Origin of the sequence: Halogeometricum rufum (genome assembly GCF_900112175.1) — an archaeon.
Classification (GTDB): domain Archaea; phylum Halobacteriota; class Halobacteria; order Halobacteriales; family Haloferacaceae; genus Halogeometricum; species Halogeometricum rufum.
Genome location: NZ_FOYT01000002.1, coordinates 163,521 through 180,146, shown reverse-complemented (window position 1 = coordinate 180,146; position 16,626 = coordinate 163,521). Strand labels below are relative to the sequence as shown.

20 protein-coding genes and 3 tRNA genes are annotated in these 16,626 nt (G+C 66.8%); 11 read left to right on the top strand and 12 right to left on the bottom strand.

From position 1 onward, the window contains the following. The first annotated feature begins 21 nt into the window (after positions 1–21). Positions 22–657: a uracil-DNA glycosylase gene (locus BM310_RS10465; protein ID WP_394328058.1), complete on the top strand. Its 636-nt coding sequence runs from the start codon at positions 22–24 to the stop codon at positions 655–657. 5 nt (positions 658–662) lie between these two features. Here the strand turns inward: BM310_RS10465 and BM310_RS10460 are convergent, their stop codons facing one another. Further along, complete coding sequence (locus tag BM310_RS10460) at positions 663–896, bottom strand: hypothetical protein (protein WP_089807459.1); 234 nt, start codon at positions 894–896, stop codon at positions 663–665. 72 nt (positions 897–968) lie between these two features. Here BM310_RS10460 and BM310_RS10455 point away from each other — a divergent pair, with 72 nt between their 5' ends. From BM310_RS10455 to BM310_RS10445, 3 genes are all read left to right on the top strand, one after another. Continuing rightward, positions 969–1,730: a DUF2064 domain-containing protein gene (locus BM310_RS10455; RefSeq protein WP_089807457.1), complete on the top strand. Its 762-nt coding sequence runs from the start codon at positions 969–971 to the stop codon at positions 1,728–1,730. Positions 1,731–1,771: 41 nt separating this feature from the next. Next, positions 1,772–1,854, top strand: a tRNA-Ser gene (locus tag BM310_RS10450). A 241-nt stretch (positions 1,855–2,095) separates the two neighbouring features. After that, complete coding sequence (locus tag BM310_RS10445) at positions 2,096–2,419, top strand: DUF5785 family protein (RefSeq protein ID WP_089807454.1); 324 nt, start codon at positions 2,096–2,098, stop codon at positions 2,417–2,419. A gap of 51 nt (positions 2,420–2,470) precedes the next feature. Here BM310_RS10445 and udk read toward each other — a convergent pair whose 3' ends face one another. Continuing rightward, positions 2,471–3,124, bottom strand: a complete 654-nt coding sequence (udk, locus tag BM310_RS10440) for a uridine kinase (RefSeq protein ID WP_089807452.1) — start codon at positions 3,122–3,124, stop codon at positions 2,471–2,473. Positions 3,125–3,343: 219 nt separating this feature from the next. Here udk and BM310_RS10435 point away from each other — a divergent pair, with 219 nt between their 5' ends. Further along, on the top strand, positions 3,344–4,666 hold the full coding sequence (locus tag BM310_RS10435; protein ID WP_089807450.1) for an ABC transporter substrate-binding protein: 1,323 nt from the start codon (positions 3,344–3,346) through the stop codon (positions 4,664–4,666). Between the two features lie 117 nt (positions 4,667–4,783). Then, positions 4,784–5,653, top strand: a complete 870-nt coding sequence (locus tag BM310_RS10430; RefSeq protein WP_245778474.1) for a hypothetical protein — start codon at positions 4,784–4,786, stop codon at positions 5,651–5,653. 87 nt (positions 5,654–5,740) lie between these two features. Here BM310_RS10430 and BM310_RS10425 read toward each other — a convergent pair whose 3' ends face one another. The 4 genes from BM310_RS10425 to BM310_RS10410 are packed head-to-tail and all read right to left on the bottom strand — an operon-like array spanning position 5,741 to position 9,810. Beyond that, a complete protein-coding gene (locus BM310_RS10425; protein ID WP_089807445.1) occupies positions 5,741–6,496 on the bottom strand; it encodes an ABC transporter ATP-binding protein in 756 nt (251 codons plus the stop codon). Beyond that, complete coding sequence (locus BM310_RS10420) at positions 6,493–7,347, bottom strand: ABC transporter ATP-binding protein (RefSeq protein WP_089809155.1); 855 nt, start codon at positions 7,345–7,347, stop codon at positions 6,493–6,495. The genes BM310_RS10425 and BM310_RS10420 overlap by 4 nt, the downstream gene beginning before the upstream one ends. After that, positions 7,340–8,707 (bottom strand): branched-chain amino acid ABC transporter permease, encoded by a 1,368-nt coding sequence (locus BM310_RS10415; RefSeq protein WP_089807443.1) that lies wholly within the window; start codon positions 8,705–8,707, stop codon positions 7,340–7,342. The genes BM310_RS10420 and BM310_RS10415 overlap by 8 nt, the downstream gene beginning before the upstream one ends. Continuing rightward, complete coding sequence (locus BM310_RS10410; protein WP_089807441.1) at positions 8,704–9,810, bottom strand: branched-chain amino acid ABC transporter permease; 1,107 nt, start codon at positions 9,808–9,810, stop codon at positions 8,704–8,706. Before BM310_RS10410 ends, BM310_RS10415 begins: the two co-directional genes overlap by 4 nt. A gap of 192 nt (positions 9,811–10,002) precedes the next feature. On the opposite strand from BM310_RS10410, the gene BM310_RS10405 reads away from it, so the two are divergent. The 3 genes from BM310_RS10405 to BM310_RS10395 all read left to right on the top strand — a co-directional run bounded on the left by BM310_RS10405 (position 10,003) and on the right by BM310_RS10395 (position 10,964). Further along, positions 10,003–10,506, top strand: a complete 504-nt coding sequence (locus BM310_RS10405; RefSeq protein WP_089807439.1) for a GNAT family N-acetyltransferase — start codon at positions 10,003–10,005, stop codon at positions 10,504–10,506. Between the two features lie 14 nt (positions 10,507–10,520). Further along, a tRNA-Thr gene (locus BM310_RS10400) sits at positions 10,521–10,594 on the top strand. Positions 10,595–10,739: 145 nt separating this feature from the next. Continuing rightward, positions 10,740–10,964 (top strand): HalOD1 output domain-containing protein, encoded by a 225-nt coding sequence (locus tag BM310_RS10395; RefSeq protein ID WP_089807437.1) that lies wholly within the window; start codon positions 10,740–10,742, stop codon positions 10,962–10,964. 32 nt (positions 10,965–10,996) lie between these two features. On the opposite strand, the gene BM310_RS10390 is transcribed toward BM310_RS10395, so the two are convergent. Next, positions 10,997–11,293, bottom strand: coding sequence for a helix-turn-helix domain-containing protein (locus BM310_RS10390; RefSeq protein ID WP_089807435.1), 297 nt, complete (start codon positions 11,291–11,293; stop codon positions 10,997–10,999). Positions 11,294–11,478: 185 nt separating this feature from the next. Here BM310_RS10390 and BM310_RS10385 point away from each other — a divergent pair, with 185 nt between their 5' ends. After that, entirely contained in the window at positions 11,479–12,033 is a 555-nt protein-coding gene (locus tag BM310_RS10385; RefSeq protein ID WP_089807433.1) for an AAA family ATPase, read from the top strand. 267 nt (positions 12,034–12,300) lie between these two features. Here BM310_RS10385 and BM310_RS10380 read toward each other — a convergent pair whose 3' ends face one another. The 3 genes from BM310_RS10380 to BM310_RS10370 form a co-directional block, all read right to left on the bottom strand. Continuing rightward, on the bottom strand, positions 12,301–12,723 hold the full coding sequence (locus BM310_RS10380; protein ID WP_089807431.1) for a hypothetical protein: 423 nt from the start codon (positions 12,721–12,723) through the stop codon (positions 12,301–12,303). Positions 12,724–12,814: 91 nt separating this feature from the next. Beyond that, a complete protein-coding gene (locus tag BM310_RS10375; protein ID WP_177232595.1) occupies positions 12,815–14,161 on the bottom strand; it encodes a DUF7096 domain-containing protein in 1,347 nt (448 codons plus the stop codon). Positions 14,162–14,307: 146 nt separating this feature from the next. Further along, positions 14,308–15,615: a helix-turn-helix transcriptional regulator gene (locus BM310_RS10370; protein ID WP_089807429.1), complete on the bottom strand. Its 1,308-nt coding sequence runs from the start codon at positions 15,613–15,615 to the stop codon at positions 14,308–14,310. A gap of 267 nt (positions 15,616–15,882) precedes the next feature. On the opposite strand from BM310_RS10370, the gene BM310_RS21985 reads away from it, so the two are divergent. Next, complete coding sequence (locus tag BM310_RS21985) at positions 15,883–16,041, top strand: DUF7563 family protein (RefSeq protein ID WP_013440542.1); 159 nt, start codon at positions 15,883–15,885, stop codon at positions 16,039–16,041. Positions 16,042–16,059: 18 nt separating this feature from the next. Here the strand turns inward: BM310_RS21985 and BM310_RS10365 are convergent, their stop codons facing one another. Together BM310_RS10365 and BM310_RS10360 are read right to left on the bottom strand one after the other, a co-directional pair. Beyond that, positions 16,060–16,299 (bottom strand): TrmB family transcriptional regulator, encoded by a 240-nt coding sequence (locus tag BM310_RS10365; RefSeq protein WP_089807427.1) that lies wholly within the window; start codon positions 16,297–16,299, stop codon positions 16,060–16,062. A 198-nt stretch (positions 16,300–16,497) separates the two neighbouring features. Next, positions 16,498–16,598 (bottom strand) — tRNA-Thr (locus BM310_RS10360). Positions 16,599–16,626: the final 28 nt, after the last annotated feature.

Sequence of the window (16,626 nt, the reverse complement as noted above, 5' to 3'; positions counted from 1 at the left end):
CGTCGCGCCCGACGAACGGACGTGGACGCCGAACAAGACACACTAGAGAACCCGTTCAACATGGATTCCGACTGCGAGAACTGTCCGGGTCTCTGCGACGTTCGGTCGAACGTCGCGCACGGCTACGGCGACGTGGGCGGGGAGTTCCTGTTCGTCGGCGAACGGCCCAGCGACGGCGCGGACGACGTCGGGATTCCGTTCACGGGCGGCGAGGCGGACGAACGCCTCCAGCGAATCCTCGGCGACCTCGGGTTCGCGCGGTCGCCCCCCGACAGCGACCGGCCGGACCTCCAGAACGTCTTTCTCACCTACCTCACGCGGTGTCGACATCCCGACCGACGCCCGACCGACGAGGAGATACGCACCTGCGAACCGTACCTCAACGCGGAGATACGGATGATAAACCCCGAGATACTCGTCCCAATCGGCCAGCGGACGCTCGAATCGCTGGCAATCGACTACACGACGCGCGCGCCGGACAGTTTCGACGTCCGCGAGGAGCACGCGACGACGATTCGGGGACGGGGGTTCGAACTCGTCCCGATGCTGGACCTGGACGAACAGACCGAGGCGGACACCGAGGCGTTCGTCGACCACATGCTGGAGTCGGTGTTCGCGCGGGACTACCGGCAGACCAAGGGCCGCCGCGGTCGCTGACCGCGCTACGTCCGCCAGTACGGCGTCGCCGTCTTTCTCGCCGCGCGCGCGCCGTAGAGCACCATCCCGCCGACGGCGACGAGGAGCAACGCGCCGACGAGGAGCGCCCACGCCGCGGCGGCGAGGAGGAAGTATGCCGCGGCGACGACGCCGACGAGGACGACGACGACGGCGCCGAGACGGGAGAGCAGTCGGGTGAGACCGGAGCGTGCGAGTCCGCCCGCGGAGTCGGAAGCCATGGTTCGCTTTCGGACGGGAGGCACTTGAAGTGAAACGGCGAGTTGAAGGGTCACCCCGCCCGAGGGGGAGACATGACCGTCGTCGCTCTCATGGCCGACCCGCCGCGTCCCGGACTCGTCCTCTCGGAACTCGCCGCGACGAGTCCGCTGTCGGAGGCGGAGGCCGCAGACCTCTACGCCGCGATGCTGAAAGACACCATGGTCGCCGTCTCCCGGTCCGGCGGCGACCTGCTGGTGAACTACCGCTCGGAGGAACTGCTCCCCGAGGCGTACCGCGACGAGGAGGGAACGGCCGAGGCGGAGGTTCGGACGCTGGCCGTCGACGCGTTGGACGACCCCGACGAGGCGCGGTTCGAGGTGCAGGTGGGGTCGAGTTTCGACGCCCGCGCGGGCAATACGGTGATGCACCTGCTCCGCGACGAGGAGGTCCAGTCCGCGGCCGTCGTCCGCGGCGACGCCCCGTTCTTCACGCGCGCGAAACTGGACACGCTGTCGATGCAACTGCGCACGAACGAAGTCGTCCTCGGGCCGTCCACCGAGGGCCGAGCGTACGTCGCGGGCTTCACCGCCTCCATCGACTTCACCGACGCGTTCGCCACGCCCGAACTGGAGACGCTCACCGCCCGCGCGAACGACGCCGACAACGACGTCGCCTTCTTGGAGATGCAATCGACGGTCCGGACGGGCGCGGACCTCCTGACGCTCGTGCCCGCCGTTCGGGCGCGCTGGCAGGCCGAGCGTCTCGTCCCCGGCCACACCGCCGAGTTCGTCGTCGAGACGGGCCTACGCGTGGTCGACGACGACGGGGAACCGACGCTGGTCCGCGAGGAGTGACCGACAAGCCTTAGAACGACCGCCGAGAACGTCGATTCGCTGGTGGGATGGCAGAGTGGACTATTGCGCCTGCCTTGAAAGCAGGTGGCCTTCGGCCTCCTGGGTTCGAATCCCAGTCCCACCGCGTTCTGCGAGTGGCCCACCCGGCGAGCACCTCGTGTGCTCGCCACGCACGAACGAGCGAACCAGAAGACGACTGGAATTCGAGCAGCGAGTGGAGCGAGCACACGCGAGCGAAACGAGTGAGTTCGAATCCCAGTCCCACCGCGTTCTGCGAGTGACCCACGCGCCACGGCCACGTCGCCGGCGGCCGCCGCGCTCCGAAGATGCGTAACGGCTATGGGTTGGCCTTCCAACACAGGGATATGGACTGGCCACACGACCCCGACGGCGAGGACGGGAGTGAGGGGAAGCGCAAGTACGGGCAGGCGATCATCGCCAAGAAGATAGACGAAGAGGAGGACTTCCCCCTCTCCGTGGAGGAGTTCGTCGCCGAACACGGCGACGACCCGATTCGCATCGACTACGAGACGGTCGTCTCGCTCCGAGACATCTTCGAGGGCGTCGAGGAGGAGTCGTTCGACGCCTTCGTGCCGTTCCACAAGGCCGTCGGCAAGGCGATGCGCGAGAACGGCTACTGGTTCTACGAGGGCGCCGACCAGTTCGTCGACACGAAGAAGCGCGCCTGAGTCTCGGTTCGTACCCTTCTGCGAATCTCGGTTCCGGTCGGCCGCGCGCCGCTACTCCGCCGACGGCCGTTCCCAGTCGCGCGTCGCGTCGCCCTCGACTTCCGCCATCACCTTCTCCTCGAGGAGGTTCACGGCGACGCTGTTGGCTCCCTCCGGGATGATGAGGTCCGCGTGTTTCTTCGTCGGTTCGATGAACTGCTCGTGCATCGGCTTGACCGTCGAGAGATACTGGTCGATGACGCCTTCGAGGTCGCGGCCGCGTTCGATGACGTCGCGCTGGATGCGCCGGAGGATGCGAACGTCGGCGTCCGTCTCGACGTAGAGTCGGAGGTCGAACATCTCGTTGACGTCCTCGTCGTACAGCGCGAGGATGCCCTCGACGATGATGACGTCGGTCGGCACCACCGTCTCCGGTTCGTCCTTCCGGTTGTGTATCTCGAAGTCGTACACCGGCATCTCGATGGGTTGTCCCTCGAGTAGCGTGGCGAGTTGGTCGTGCAGGAGGTCCCACTCGAACGCCGAGGGGTGGTCGTAGTTGACCGCCTCCCGTTCGTCCAGTTCGAGGTGGCTCAGGTCCTCGTAGTAGTTGTCGATGGGGATGCGCGTGACGGACTCGCCGACGTTCTCCGTGATGAGGCGTGCGACGGTGGTCTTGCCCGCGCCGGTCCCGCCCGCGATACCGATGACGAACGACGGGATGGTCATCGGTGGAGAAGGCGTCCGAGGCGATTTGAGCGTGGCGATTCGCCGCCGCCGGGGACGGGGCGTCCGCGAGCGAGCGTACCGCGCACCGATGAACCGGGCGTGTGTGAGAACGTCCTGCACTCGCTCAGCATCGGACAGCGGGGTTCATACCGTCGAAATCGCCCGGCCGCGGTCAGGCGAAAGGTAGATTTATAAACGGGTACTGCCTTTGCGTGTCACATGGCACGTGATATCGCACGCCGTGAATTTCTGAAGCGAGCGGGCGCAGCGAGTGCTGTGGGTGCAGCGGGACTGTCAGGGTGCATCGGAAGCCCCGGTGGGGGCGGCGGCAGCGGTCCGGACGGCTTGGTCGTCATCGGCTACCCCGAGAGTGGGATTCAGCTGTTCCGCGACTACTACAGCCAGTCGGACGGCTCCGAGCAGATTCTCGTCCCGGACGGGCTCCGCGACGGCGCGATGCCCGGACAGGTGGGCAACGACATGGCGAACGTCACCGGGACGGCCCCGGCGGCGGGGGGTCCGAACCAGGAGGCGTTCAACACGCTCTTCCAGGACGAGTACGGTGCGGCACCGGGTGTGTTCACCTCGCAGTCGTACGACTCCGTGGCACTCCTCATCCTCGCGAACGCCGCGGCGGGTGAGAACAGCGGTGCAGCGCTGAAAGAGCAGATGCGCCGCATCGCCAACCCCGGCGGCGACGAGTACGGCCCGGAGAACTTCGTCGAAGCGGTCGAAGCGGCCGCCAACGGCGACGACATCAACTTCCAAGGCGCTTCGTCCGCGACGAACTTCGACCAGAACGGCGACCCGGCCTCGGCCGCGTACGCCATCTGGGAGTTCGCGGGCACCGACTCCAGTTCGACCAACACGTTGGAGACGCAGAGCTTCGAGGGTTCGAACCCCGACGGTGCGGGCCCGTCGGCCGACAGCGGTCCGGGCGGGTCCGACCGCGAGATTTCGGTGGGGATTCTCCTCCCGGAGACGGGCGACCTCGCCTCGACGGGCGCGCCGATGATTCAGGCCGCGCAGTTACCGGCCATGCAGGTGAACGACGCAAACCCGGCCGGACTCACGGTCAACGCGCAGATAGAGGACACGCAGACGTCGCCCGACGCCGGCGTCGCGGCGGCCCAGTCGCTCGTCAGCGCGGGCGTCCCCGGCGTCTGCGGGACCGCCTCTTCCGGCGTGAACGTCCCCGTCTCCCAGCAGGCGTTCATCCCGAACGAAGTCGTCGGCTGCTCGCCGTCCTCGACGGCGCTGTCGGTGACGAACCTCGACGACAACGACTACATCTTCCGGACGGCACCGTCGGACCGCCTGCAGGGCCGCGTCATGGCGCAGGTCATGTCCGAGCGTCTGGAGGCGTCGAGCGTCGCGACGCTGTACGTCAACAACGACTACGGTCAGCAGCTGTCCGAGCGGTTCACGCAGGTGTTCCAGGACAGCTTCGACGGCGAAGTGTACAGCCAGACGGCGTTCAACATTGGCGAGTCCTCGTACTCGTCCGTCATCGAGACGGCGCTGTCCGGTCCGGACAACTGACGCAACTCCGACTTTTCTTTCGACGCCGGCCGGCGAGCGACGGCGCCGACGCGACGCGCTGCCACCGTACCGCGTCGAGGCGGTCCGTGCGCGCGGAGTCACCACCGCGACGTGTCCGTGCGAGCAGAAGATACTCGGGAGTCGGGCGAGACGACCGACTCGATGCACCGACGCGCCCTCCTCGCGGCCCTCGGGTCGTCGCTCCTCGGTGCCGCCGGTTGCCTGTCCGACGACGGAAGCGGCGGTCCGGCGGCGACGGCGACGCCCACCGACCCGTCCCCGACGCGGACGACGCACGAGCGGACCCGGACGACGGACCGGCAGACGGGGACGACCCGAGAGACCCCCTCGACCGGAACGCCGACCGGCGACGCGTACGTCGTCCCCGGCGCGAAGCGCATCCTCGGCCCCGCGGGTGCCGACGTTCGCAACGCGACGGGCGAGGCGGCGACGGTGACCGTCGCCGTCGCGTACGAGGGCGACCGGTTCTACGAGCGGACGTTCGACGTGGGGGCCGGGGCGGAGGCCGCCTCCGAGACGATAGTCGCCTCGCACGCCACCTACGACGTGGTCGTCGAGACGGGCGACGGCCGGCGAACGACGTACGAGTGGTCGATACCCGAGAACTGGCACTGGCCGCGTCTGACCGTCCTCGTCGCCGAGGACGGATCGGTCCGCGCCGGGTGCGCGTGGCCGAGCGAGCAGTCGGTCGCCGTCGAGAACGCCGACGGCTCGGCGCGCGACCTGACGCTGACGCTGTCCGGCGACGACGGGACTGTCGTCGAGACGACCGAGACGGTACCCGCCGGGGAGGGGAGCGTCGCGTTCGACGTCCCCATCGGCGACGAGTACGACTTGCGCGTCGAGGCGACCGACGGAGCCGACACCGCGTCGTACGCCGCCTGTTACTGCCGAACGACGCGCGCGACCGTAGAGATTCGCGAGGGCGTCCCCCACATCGACACCGTGCTGCCGGTGTGCGAGTGACGCGCGTAGCGGTGCAAGTGACGCGCGACGCGTTCGGTCGGTGAGGCGCCGTCGGGCGGCGCGTCGAAGAAGAGCCGCGTGCCGCGATTATCCGCCGAGGAAGTCCCGGCGAACCTGTTCGTCGTTCAGGAGCGCCGTCCCCGTGTCCACGTAGCGGTTCTCGCCGTTGGCGAGCACGTAGCCGCGGTCACAGCGCCGGAGCGCCTCCTTCGCGTTCTGTTCGACCATCAGCACCGCCGTCCCCGCCTCGTTTATCTCGTCTATCTTGTCGAACATCTCCTCGACGAGGTCCGGCGCCAGCCCCGCGGAGGGTTCGTCCAGGAGGAGCAGCGAAGGGTCCAGCATCAGCGCGCGACCCATCGCCAGCATCTGCTGTTGGCCGCCGGACATCGTGCCCGCCTTCTGTTGCTTCCGCTCTTCGAGGATGGGGAAGCGCTCGAACACCACGTCGAGGGCGTCCTGCGGCACCTCGTCGAGGATGTACGCGCCCATCTCCAGGTTCTCCTGCACCGTGAGCGTCGCGAAGATGTTGTCGTTCTGCGGGACGTAGCCGACGCCCTCGTGGATGATGTCCTCGGGACGCAGGCCGGTGATGTCCTCGCCCTCGAACGTGACGGTCCCGCCCATGTGGTTGGTGAGTCCGAAGACGGACTTCATCAGCGTGGACTTGCCCGCGCCGTTCGGACCGACGATGGTGACGTACTCGCCGTCGTAGACGTCCATGTCCACGTCGGTGAGTATCTGCAGGTCGCCGTAGCCCGCGTCGAGGCCGCGGACGCGGAGGAGTTCCGCTCCCTCGACGTCGGGGGTGGACTCCGTCGCGGCGGTGGCGTCGGAACTCATACGTTCCCCCCGAGGTAGGCCTCGATGACCTCCTCGTTGGACTTGATGTCTTCGGGCGTCCCCTCGGTGAGGACGCGCCCCTGATGCAGGACGATGACGTGTTCGCAGTTCTCCATGATGAGGTCCATGTCGTGTTCGACCAGAAGGAAGGTGTAGCCCTGCTCCCGCAGTTCGTGGATGTGGGTGAGCAGACGCTTCTCCAGCGACGGGTTGACGCCGGCGAACGGTTCGTCGAGCAGGAGCATGTCCGGGTCCGTCAGCAGCGCCCGGGCCATCTCCAGCAGTTTCCGCTGGCCGCCCGAGAGGTTGCCCGCGTACTCCTCTGCGATGTGGTCTATCTCGAAGAACTCCAGCACCTCCCACACCCGGTCGAGCAACTCCTCCTCCTGTTCGATGACGCCGTTGCGGACGCCGGGCGTGACCGACCGCCAGAGCTTCTCGCCCCGCTGGTTCTTCGGCGCGAGCATCATGTTCTCGAGGACGGTCATGTCTTCGAGTTCGCGGGCTATCTGGAACGTCCGGACGAGACCCTGATTGGCGATGGCGTGCGGTTCCATCCCGGTGATGTCGTCGCCGTTGAACGTGACCGTCCCCGCGTCGGGCTTTATCATCCCGGTGATGAGGTTGAACGTCGTCGACTTCCCGGCCCCGTTCGGCCCGATGAGTCCCGTCAGCGTCCCGTTCTCGACCTGGAACGTCGCGTCGTCCACCGCGGTGATACCGCCGAACGTCTTCCTGAGGCCGTCGACCTGCAGCGGATACTCGACCGACACGTCGGGCGAGGACGTGGCGTCTATCTCCGCCTCGGAGTCGAACTCGTCGGCCTCCGGTCCGCTCTCGGTCTCACTCATCGTCGTCACCTCCTTCGGTCGCGGCGTCCGTCGCGGGCGCCGCGTCGTCGACTTCGCCGCCGTCGGCGGCGGTGCGTCGGGCGTGTGCCGCCGTGAGCGGGATGCCCGCGGCCGTCTCCTTGCGGTAGCCGAGCATCCCCTCCGGGCGGTTGTGCATCAGCCAGATGAGCACGAGCCCCATGATGACGAGTTGGAGCTGTCGGATGCTGTCGATGGTGTAGAAGAACATCGGTGCCGGGTTGAGGTTCGAGATGAGCGGTGCGATGGCCGGGCCGAACCCGGACGGCGCGCTCGTCGACGGGAGCACCGTGTCGACGAGGTTCTTGAAGTACCGCGGCCCCTGGTAGAGCACCGCCGCGAAGACGGCGCCGCCGAGGACGCTCCCGGTGTTCGAACCCGCGCCGCCGATGATGAGCGCTATCCAGACGAAGAACGTGATGCGCGGCCGGAAGAAGTTCGGCGTCACCGCGCCCTGCGTCATCAGCCAGAGGATGCCGGCCAGACCCATCAGCGCACAGCCGAGCATGAACGACTTGATCTTGAACTGGTTCGTGTCCTTACCCAGCGAGTTCGCCACGTCCTCGTCCTCGCGGATGGCCTTGAGGACGCGGCCGAACGGCGACTCGCCCGTGCGCTTCAGGAGCCAGAAGTACCCGGCGACGAAGCACAGGAGGACGAAGCCGTAGACCAGTCCGTCGACGACCGGTTTCGGGTTGTTCGGCACGACGACGGTGAACGCGTCGACGACGCCGAGGTAAGCGTTCCACAGCCCGAACGCCTGGAAGAACGCCTGTAGGGGGTCGGTGAAGTCGAGGATGAGCCCCGAGCCACCGCCGAAGCCGACGCGGTTGCCGAACAGTTGGAACCGCTGGAGGTCGTTCGACAGCAGACTGAAGCGGATTATCTCCGACATCGCGATGGTGACGATGGCGAGGTAGTCCGCCCGCAACCGAAGCGCCGGCAAGGCGACCACCAGTCCGAGCAGTGCCGCGGCGGCCATCCCGGCGACGATGCCGACGATGAGGGGGAGGCCGAGGCCGCCCACCTGCGCCGCGCCGCCCGCCTCGTACAGCGGTTTCGACACCAGCGCCATCACGTAGATGCCGATGGCCATGAAGCCGACGATGCCGATGTTGAACAGCCCGGTGTACCCCCAGTGGAGGTTCAGCGCCAGCGCCAGCATGGCGAAGACGCCGATGTAGAACGTCAGCACCGCGATGGTGTTGAGTTGGCCGCGGAGCGAGTAGCCGAGGCCGACACCGACGAGGACGTACGCCGCGTACGTCACCAACAAGACGGCGACGATGAGGCCCGCGTCGCCGCCGGGCATCCGGTCGGCGAGGTTCTCGCGAACGCTCATGCGGTGGACCTCCCGCTGAAGAGCCCGGACGGTTTCACGAGCAGGATGACGATCATGACGAGGAACGCCGCCGCGCGGGCGAACGCCGAGGGAATCCACAGCACCGACAGCGACGCCGTCAGACCGATGACGAGTCCGCCGGTGATGGCGCCGTAGATGGAGCCGATACCGCCGAGGATGACGGCGGCGAAGATGAGCAAGAGCAACAGCCAGCCGTCGTTGAAGCCGAGCGTCCCCTTCCAGAGGACGAACATGTAGCCCGCGACGCCGGTGAGGCCGCCGCCGATGATCCACACCGACCGGACGACGCGCTCGGTCGGAATCCCCGTGACGCGCGCGAGGTCCTCGTTGTCCGCCATCGCACGCATCGCCTTCCCCAGTTTCGTCCGCTGGAGGAGGAGGTGGACGCCGAGCATCAGTCCACCGGCGACGACGGCCAGCGTCAGGTCGTGCATGTTGATTCGGATGGCACCGTCGACGAAGTACACCGACAGCGCCGGCGGTTGCGCCGTGGTCCCCCGGACGCCCGACCCGAACACGAACTGCATCATGTACCGAAGCGCGAACGCAACGCCGATGCTCGTGATGAGGAGCGTGATACCGTCCTCGTCGCGAATCGGCCGGAAGACGAACCGGTCGACGCCCAACGAGAGCACGATAGCGAACGCACCCGCGACGACCAGGCCGCCGAGTACGGCCACCGGTGTCCCCGTGACGCCGATGCCGAGTGTCCCACCGAACACCGACCCACCGGCGCCGACGAGCATCAGCGCACCGATGTCGGCGCGTCCGAGTCCGGCGATGACGTACGTCGTCGCCCACCCGGAGAACGCGCCAGCGGTGATGTAATCGCCGTGCGCGAAGTTCGCGAAGTTCAAGATACTGTACGTCATCGACAGTCCGATACCCGCCAGACCGATCACCAGCCCACGCATCAGGCCGTCCCAGACCAGCGACCCCACGCCGCTGAACGTCGTCTGTCCGGTGGCGAGACCGACCAGAAGGTCTCCGAGAAGCAGCACCCCGACGACGGCCAACAGAAGCGCCCCCGGTCGGTCAACTGCGAGTCGGCGACCGCGCGAGTAGGTCTCAGCGATACCCATTGATAACTATCCTCACGGTATTTGCGGACGTGAAACGATGATAAGTCTTTCTTCATCTGGCGAATGAACGGCGGGGTCGCCCGGAGTCGGAGGACAGAGATGTGCACGATTGTGCACAGAAGTTCGTCCGGCGCACGGAATCGGACGGCGGCGGGGAGTAGTTCTTTCGCGTCGGAGGGCGAACGGCAGGTGATGGACGACAGCGACGAGCGTGCGGTTCGGGTCGGCCGGGCGGACACGGCCGAAGTCGAGACGCTCGCGGACCTCTGGGTCGAACTCGCCGCCGACCAGCGGTCGTACCGGTCGCATCTCCGAGCCGACGAGAACCGCGAACAGATTCGAGAGGCGATGGCGCGCCACGTCGTCACCGACGGCATCCGCGTCGCCCGCCTCGACGACGGTGTCGTCGGCTTCGTCATGTTCGGTCTGGAACGCGGCGACTACGAACAGGACGAGACGCGCGGCGTCGTCCGCAATCTCTACGTCGTCCCCGCTCACCGAGGGCGCGGCATCGGTTCCCGCCTCCTCGCCGCCGCCGAGTCGGTGCTGACGGACGCCGGCGCGACGCGCCTCTGCCTCGAAGCCATGGCGCGGAACGAACGCGCTCGGCAGTTCTACGAGCGACACGGCTACGACGTCCACCGGGTAGAGTTGGAGAAGGCGGTCGAAAGCGATACACACTCAAAGGAGGGCTGATTACTCGCACTCGCGCCAGGGGAGCATGGGCGGTTCATGCACTCGACTTGTAATCGAGACTTCGTGGGTTCGAATCCCACCCCTGGCTCTTCTGTCCGAGCGACAGCGAGGACGAAGCGACCACGAGCGAGTATCGTGACGCCGTCCCGCCACCCGGCGGCACGTGTCATCGGAAAGTCAAATCGCGCAACCGGGAGCTTCTTTTGCTTCGCTCTCGCCAAGAGAGACGAGCGATGGACACGCAGGCACCACTCAGTATTCAGCTCGTGACCGAAATCTCACGGCGAGAGGGTGTCGAACCGTTCGAACTCCCACCGCTCGAAGACTGCGTCGACACGGAGTCTCTCGACAAGTTGTTCGGACGCGCCGACGGACCGTTCGTCGACGGCTGGGTTCGATTTCAGTACGCTGGATACGAGGTCACGATCTCTCACACGGGCGAGTTCGAGGTAGCGTGAGTGTGGCGTCGGACGGGGGGCGAACTCTCCTCTCACTCCTCGGCCGCTTCCACGGTCGGCTCGACGTTCCGGGTGGTCGTTAGCTTCTCGTCCAACAGCGACTCGAAGTCCACCGAGTCGTCCTTGTAGCGGTTCTGGTAGGTGACGGCGAGGTCACCCTTCTCGGTGAGTTCGTACAGCCCGCCGTTCTCGCTCGGTCCGACGCGGCGAACGAGTTCGAGCGACGCGAGTTTCGACAGCTGATTGTTGACGTAGCCGCGGTTTCGGTCGAGTTCGAGCGCGAGGTTCGCACCGACGTTCCGACCCTCACGGAGCCGGTCGAGTATCATGAAGTCTGTCGGGCGAAGTTCCACTGTGAGTCACTCGCGTTGCCCTTCTGACTCCAGCGGGAAGTATCTTTTCCAGACATTGTGGATATGAAATTTACATTGGAGGGCAGGCGACCCCGCTCGGGTTCGACCGCCGCGGTTTCCACACGTTGATATGCTGGTGCCGCAAGCACCCGTGTGAGACGATGGACGAAGGACGCGGCGCGGAGTCCGCCGGCGAACGGGGCGGCGCCACGGGACGGTCGGTGACCGAGGGAGCGACGGGGCGTCTCGTCGTCGTCTGTGGCCTGCCGGGCGTCGGCAAGACGCTGGTGTCCGAGCGGATAGCCGACCGACTGGACGCGACGTTGCTCCGAACCGACGTGGTGCGCAAGGAACTGTACGCGGATCCCGCGTACACGCCCGAGGAACGCGAGGCAGTGTACGAGGAACTCTTCTCGCGTGCGCGCCGGCGCGTGGAGGACGGGACCGACGCCGTCCTCGACGCGACGTTCAGAACGCGCGCGGACCGGGAACGCGCCGCCGCCGTCGGCGCGCCGTTGGAGGTGGTTCGAGTCGTGTGCGACGCGGCGGTCGTTCGGGAGCGTATCGCCGCCCGCGAAGACGACGAGAGCGACGCCGACTTCGACGTCTACCTGCAGTTTCGCGACCGGTTCGAACCGCTCGAACGCCGACACCGGACCGTCGACAACTCCGGGAGCGTCGACTCGACTCGACGGCAAGTGGACGAACTGTTCTGACTCTTCGGAACGACTGCAGGAGAGGTGGCCGCACCGGGCGGCGCGCGAAGTGGTCGAAACACGTCTTGGAGGGGCGAGACGCGTCTCGGAACCGGGGGAGGGCCGAACGTCAGCGGGGGAGGGGGCCGGCGGCCGAACGCGTCGGCCGCCGCGTTGGCACCACGGGCGGCGCATTTCCTGCTACGACTGCCGGTGACATAACCACGGCGAATACTCAAACAACCGTTTTACCGACGGCGCCCCGCGCCTGACACGCACGCCGTGTTGTCAGCGCGTCGTGTCGCTGTCGCGCGGGGCGAGGAGGATGAGTGCCCCCGGGATGGAGAGAGCGACGAGTTTCATCGGGTTCTGCCGGATGTCGACGCTCGGGTCCAGCGGTTCGCTCTGCACGTCGGTGATGCGGAGGCACGAGTAGTAGACGGTGATGTGCGTGACGACGTAGCCGAACAGAAACGGAACGACGAGCGGATACGTCAGCCCGAGTTGCGTCGCCAACAGGTCGAACAGGATGGCCGTCGCGGACGACACGGCGACGAAGTCGCCGAGTTGGAGAGTGATACCGGTGAACGCGGTGACGGCGGAGTCGATTCGAGAGGACGTGTACGGCGTGTAGACGAAGGCGGTGAACACACTCACGGCGACCAGACTCGCGCCGAGAAAGAGTCCGCCCACCGGATACACGTACTCCATGCTCGTTCGCGCCGAGTACCCGCGGAAGTATAGTTCTATCTCCCTGACTATCAAAATTGAGCACACGTCGGTCCGGTGCGGGAGAGGCGCTCTACACGACGTTTACCGCTACGAACGTCGAGAAAGTGCCGTCCGTCGCCGTCCGGGTCGTGTCGGTCACGGTCTCGGCACTCGTCGCCGGTTTCGTGTCGGTCACCGTCTCGTCGTCCGCCTCGACGGTCGTCGCCGTCGGAGAATCGACGGTCGGTTCCGCGTCTCCCGTCGTATCCGTCTCTGTCGCGGTCTCGGAGTCGGCGGTCGCGTCCGTCTCCGTCGTCGTCTCGGTTCCCGTCGTCGTCTCTGTGTCTGCCGCCGTATCCGTGGAGTTGCCGTCGCTACGGTTCGCCGCGTCGGAGCGACCGGGGGCGTCCGCAGACCTGCCGGGGGCGTCTCCGGACTCGTCCGGCGCGCCGGGTCCGCTCTCACCCGGTCGGCTCACGTCGGTCTGCACGTCGTCGTCTCGGCCGGGTGCGTCTCCGCTGTTTCCGGGGGCGGCCGACTCGTTGCCGTCGTCCCGGCCGGGCGCGTCTCCGCTGTTTCCGGGGAGTTCAGACTCGTTGCCGTCGTCCCGGCCGGGCGCGTTCTCGGACCTGCCGGGGGCGGCCGACTCGTTGCCGTCGCCCCGCGCAGTCGCGTTTCCAGCGTTCCCGGGCGACTCCGATTCGCCCTCGGCGCGGTCCGGCGGGCCGCGTTCACCGCGTCGGTCCTCGTCGACGCCGCGGGCGAGTCCGTTGCCGACGTTCGACCCGGCCACCTCCCGGGCGATTTCGGACACCTCGGACCCCGAGAGGTTCTGCGTATCGTTTCTGAGTCGCTCGAACCGCGCCTCGTCGATACCGCTCGACTGGCGCGCCTCGGGCGAGAGTTCGACTGCCACGTCTCGCGTCTGGTCGACGAGGCGCTGGAGCGAGCGAATCTCGGCGGCGAGGTGGGCTGCCTGCGCACGGTAGCGTCCCTGCGAGAGGTTCCCATCGCGCCGCGCGGACTTCAACTCCGCCAACCGCGAGCGAAGGTCGTCGAGTCGAGTCTGCGTCTGGTTCACGTGATTCGACACGACTCGCGCCTTCGAGCGGTTGGTCTTCGCCGACGTGACCTGCGCCTCGAACGACCGGCTGTCGAGTTCGCTGTCTATCTCCGCCCGTTGGACGGCGAGGACGCCGGCGAGTTGCGCCCCCGGTGCGATTCCGCCCGACGAGGCGTCTTCGCCCTCGGCGGCGTCGCCGTCGCCGTCGGCGTCGGACTCGGTCGAGTTGGCAGTCGCCGTCTCGGTCGTCTCCTGGGCGGCGGCCACGCCGGCACCGTCGGCCGGTCCGGTCGGTGTCGCCGCGGCGGCCATCCCCGCCGGAACCGACGCCACGAGGAGGACCAACACCATAGCGAACGTAACGGCCCGTCTCATTCTACCTCTCTCTCCGTCCGCCACGCACCTATATACTGCACACGCTCGCGTCGAATTGAGCCGAGTCAACGACGTTTTACGGTCGCCGCCGTCTATCGATTCACTCCCTCGGTGCCGAATCGATACCGTGAACGGTCGAAGCATATTTATACCAATTCACCCTCGCCGTCTTCGTCGGGGAGGACGAGCACGTTCTCGCGGCCGAGACGGAACGCGTCGAGTTGGTCCTCGTCGCGCATCTTCCGCACCACCTGACTCGTCTTCGCGTCGGTCCAATCGAGCGTGCCCGCGACCTCCTGTTGCTTCAGACGTCCTCCCTCGTGTTCGATGAGTGCCAGCACGCGTTCCTCGTTGCTGAGGAGTTCGTCCTCCCACGGCGGCGTGTCGTCGGCCGCCGCGTCGTCGGCACCGGCGTCGTCGGCCGCCGCCTCGGCCGTTCCGGTCGTCTCGCCCTCGGTCGGCGTCGTCTCCGACCCGCCTCCGGCCTCCGCGTCCGCGGTGGCCTCGTCGGTACTCTCCTCGCCTTCGTCGGCGGCCCCGGTGAGTTCGGACCGACCGGCGGCCGAACCGGTCGACGAAGCCGCCGTCGTCGCGGTTCCGCCGTCGCCGTCGTCCGAGCGCGGGCGGTCGAACGGCGGGTCCCCGCGGCGGTAGAACAGCCACCCGCCGCCGACGACGGCGACGACGAGCAACAGGCTCACGCCGACGAACCAGGGGTTCGAGCCCCCCGAGTCGGCCGGCCCCGCGGTGTCGCCGCCGCCACCGGTCGTCGCCGCCGAGTCGTCCGTCGCCTCGGTCGTCGCCCCGGCGTCCGTCCGGGGGGTGAGCGTCACCGACGGTTCGCCCGACCCGAAGTCGAACGGACCGTTCCAGACGACGGTCCGCGTCCGCCTGTCGTCGGGGTCCGGGCGCACGTCTTCGGCGGTGTACCCCTCGGGCCACGTCACGAGTAGCGACGTCTGCTCGTCGAGGAACAGGCCTTCGAGGGCGTCGCCGGCCCGCATCCCGTCGCCGTCGACGACGGCGAAGTTGGTCCAGACGAACCGGTAGGTCACGACGCCGTACTCCTGCGGGAGTTGCTGGCGCGAGACGGTGACCGACACGTTCCGTACGTCCATCTCGCGGCCGGTTGCGTTCGCCGCCGTCCGAGCCGTGGCGTCCATCCGGTCGTGGAACTCGGAGGTGAACTGGGTCTCGTTGTTCTGCGCGTCCTCCTTGACGGACTCGAACGCCGACGTCGCGTTCTCGTCGTCGAGGAGGATACGGTACTCCACCTCCCAGACGGCCGAGGTGTTCTCACGGATGTCGATGCGGAGGGACACGTCGTCGGGAGCGAGTTGCGTCCCGGCGACGGTCTGTGTCGATTGAGCGGCTCCGGGGGCCGCAGCGCCGAGAACGGTGGCGAGGAGGACCACCGCGACGACACAGAGCGTTCGGGGTGCGAGACGACTCATTCGGCACCACCCATGGGGTCCTGAGACAAACAACTTCCGAGTGCCCGCGATTCGTGTCGATTCAGATACTCGTTCGCAGCAGCCGCGAGTTCCCGATAGCGGTAAGCCGCCGCTCCGCGTACGTCCGCCCATGGACGGGTCAGACAGGTTCTTCGCCGCCGTGCTGGCGATACTGTTCGCTCTCCTCGCGCTTGGATTGATACTCAGTCTCCTTTGAGGCGAGACGGCAGAAAGTTTATCACAAAAAACTATCGTCACTCAAACGCCATGCCCGAATGTCAGAACTGTGGTTCCTTCGTCACGACGGCGTACGCCCGGGTTTTCGCCCCGGACGGCATGGACCACCCGCGCGTCTGTCCGAGCTGTGAGGATATGGTTCGAGACGGCGCCGAGGTGAGACAAGCACGCTCGCCGCGGAACACCTGAGAGCCGCGAACCTGCCGCTCAGGCGATACGGTACCGCTCGGCGTCCTGGTGAACGAGTCCCCGCTTACACAGGGTCCCCAGGATGCTGTACAGGGAGATTTTCTTCATCTCCAATCCCTTCTGCAGTTCGCTCACGGACGATTCTCCCCGCGTCGAGAGGAAGAGGTAGACGAGTTTCGCGCGCGGCGATTCGAGTTCCGCGGGAACGGCGACGGCGTCCGTCCCTGCGGCGGGCGACGATTGAACAGTCCCTTGCATAGTCGTTGTCTGTGCGATGGGTTCGACGATAATAAAATCACTCCACGTCGATCGTCGAAACTCGTCGGGAACAGTTCCGGGGAGAGCGCGCCTCAGAGCCTCGAACCGCCGAACCCTCAGGAACGTTCGTCGGCGACGAGCGGCGGTTTCGGACGACTGTTTTCGACTTCTGACGAGATTTACGTTCGACCGCTGGAGTGGAAGGGGCGGGAGTCGAACCACGCGAAGCCGTAAACCCGGGGCGACCGTACGAGGGCCGCTGCCGGAAATTTATTGCTCTACCACTGAGCCACCCTTCCGCTCGAACGTACGTCGGGGTCGAATAAA

Excerpts from the sequence above, each read along its gene's own strand:
- BM310_RS10460 (WP_089807459.1), bottom strand. The coding sequence starts at position 896 with ATGGCTTCCGACTCCGCGGGCGGACTCGCACGCTCCGGTCTCACCCGA.
- BM310_RS10455 (WP_089807457.1), top strand. The coding sequence starts at position 969 with ATGACCGTCGTCGCTCTCATGGCCGACCCGCCGCGTCCCGGACTCGTC.
- BM310_RS10445 (WP_089807454.1), top strand. The coding sequence starts at position 2,096 with ATGGACTGGCCACACGACCCCGACGGCGAGGACGGGAGTGAGGGGAAG.
- udk (WP_089807452.1), bottom strand. The coding sequence starts at position 3,124 with ATGACCATCCCGTCGTTCGTCATCGGTATCGCGGGCGGGACCGGCGCG.
- BM310_RS10435 (WP_089807450.1), top strand. The coding sequence starts at position 3,344 with ATGGCACGTGATATCGCACGCCGTGAATTTCTGAAGCGAGCGGGCGCA.
- BM310_RS10425 (WP_089807445.1), bottom strand. The coding sequence starts at position 6,496 with ATGAGTTCCGACGCCACCGCCGCGACGGAGTCCACCCCCGACGTCGAG.
- BM310_RS10420 (WP_089809155.1), bottom strand. The coding sequence starts at position 7,347 with ATGAGTGAGACCGAGAGCGGACCGGAGGCCGACGAGTTCGACTCCGAG.
- BM310_RS10415 (WP_089807443.1), bottom strand. The coding sequence starts at position 8,707 with ATGAGCGTTCGCGAGAACCTCGCCGACCGGATGCCCGGCGGCGACGCG.
- BM310_RS10410 (WP_089807441.1), bottom strand. The coding sequence starts at position 9,810 with ATGGGTATCGCTGAGACCTACTCGCGCGGTCGCCGACTCGCAGTTGAC.
- BM310_RS10405 (WP_089807439.1), top strand. The coding sequence starts at position 10,003 with ATGGACGACAGCGACGAGCGTGCGGTTCGGGTCGGCCGGGCGGACACG.
- BM310_RS10395 (WP_089807437.1), top strand. The coding sequence starts at position 10,740 with ATGGACACGCAGGCACCACTCAGTATTCAGCTCGTGACCGAAATCTCA.
- BM310_RS10390 (WP_089807435.1), bottom strand. The coding sequence starts at position 11,293 with ATGATACTCGACCGGCTCCGTGAGGGTCGGAACGTCGGTGCGAACCTC.
- BM310_RS10385 (WP_089807433.1), top strand. The coding sequence starts at position 11,479 with ATGGACGAAGGACGCGGCGCGGAGTCCGCCGGCGAACGGGGCGGCGCC.
- BM310_RS10380 (WP_089807431.1), bottom strand. The coding sequence starts at position 12,723 with ATGGAGTACGTGTATCCGGTGGGCGGACTCTTTCTCGGCGCGAGTCTG.
- BM310_RS10375 (WP_177232595.1), bottom strand. The coding sequence starts at position 14,161 with ATGAGACGGGCCGTTACGTTCGCTATGGTGTTGGTCCTCCTCGTGGCG.
- BM310_RS10370 (WP_089807429.1), bottom strand. The coding sequence starts at position 15,615 with ATGAGTCGTCTCGCACCCCGAACGCTCTGTGTCGTCGCGGTGGTCCTC.
- BM310_RS21985 (WP_013440542.1), top strand. The coding sequence starts at position 15,883 with ATGCCCGAATGTCAGAACTGTGGTTCCTTCGTCACGACGGCGTACGCC.
- BM310_RS10365 (WP_089807427.1), bottom strand. The coding sequence starts at position 16,299 with ATGCAAGGGACTGTTCAATCGTCGCCCGCCGCAGGGACGGACGCCGTC.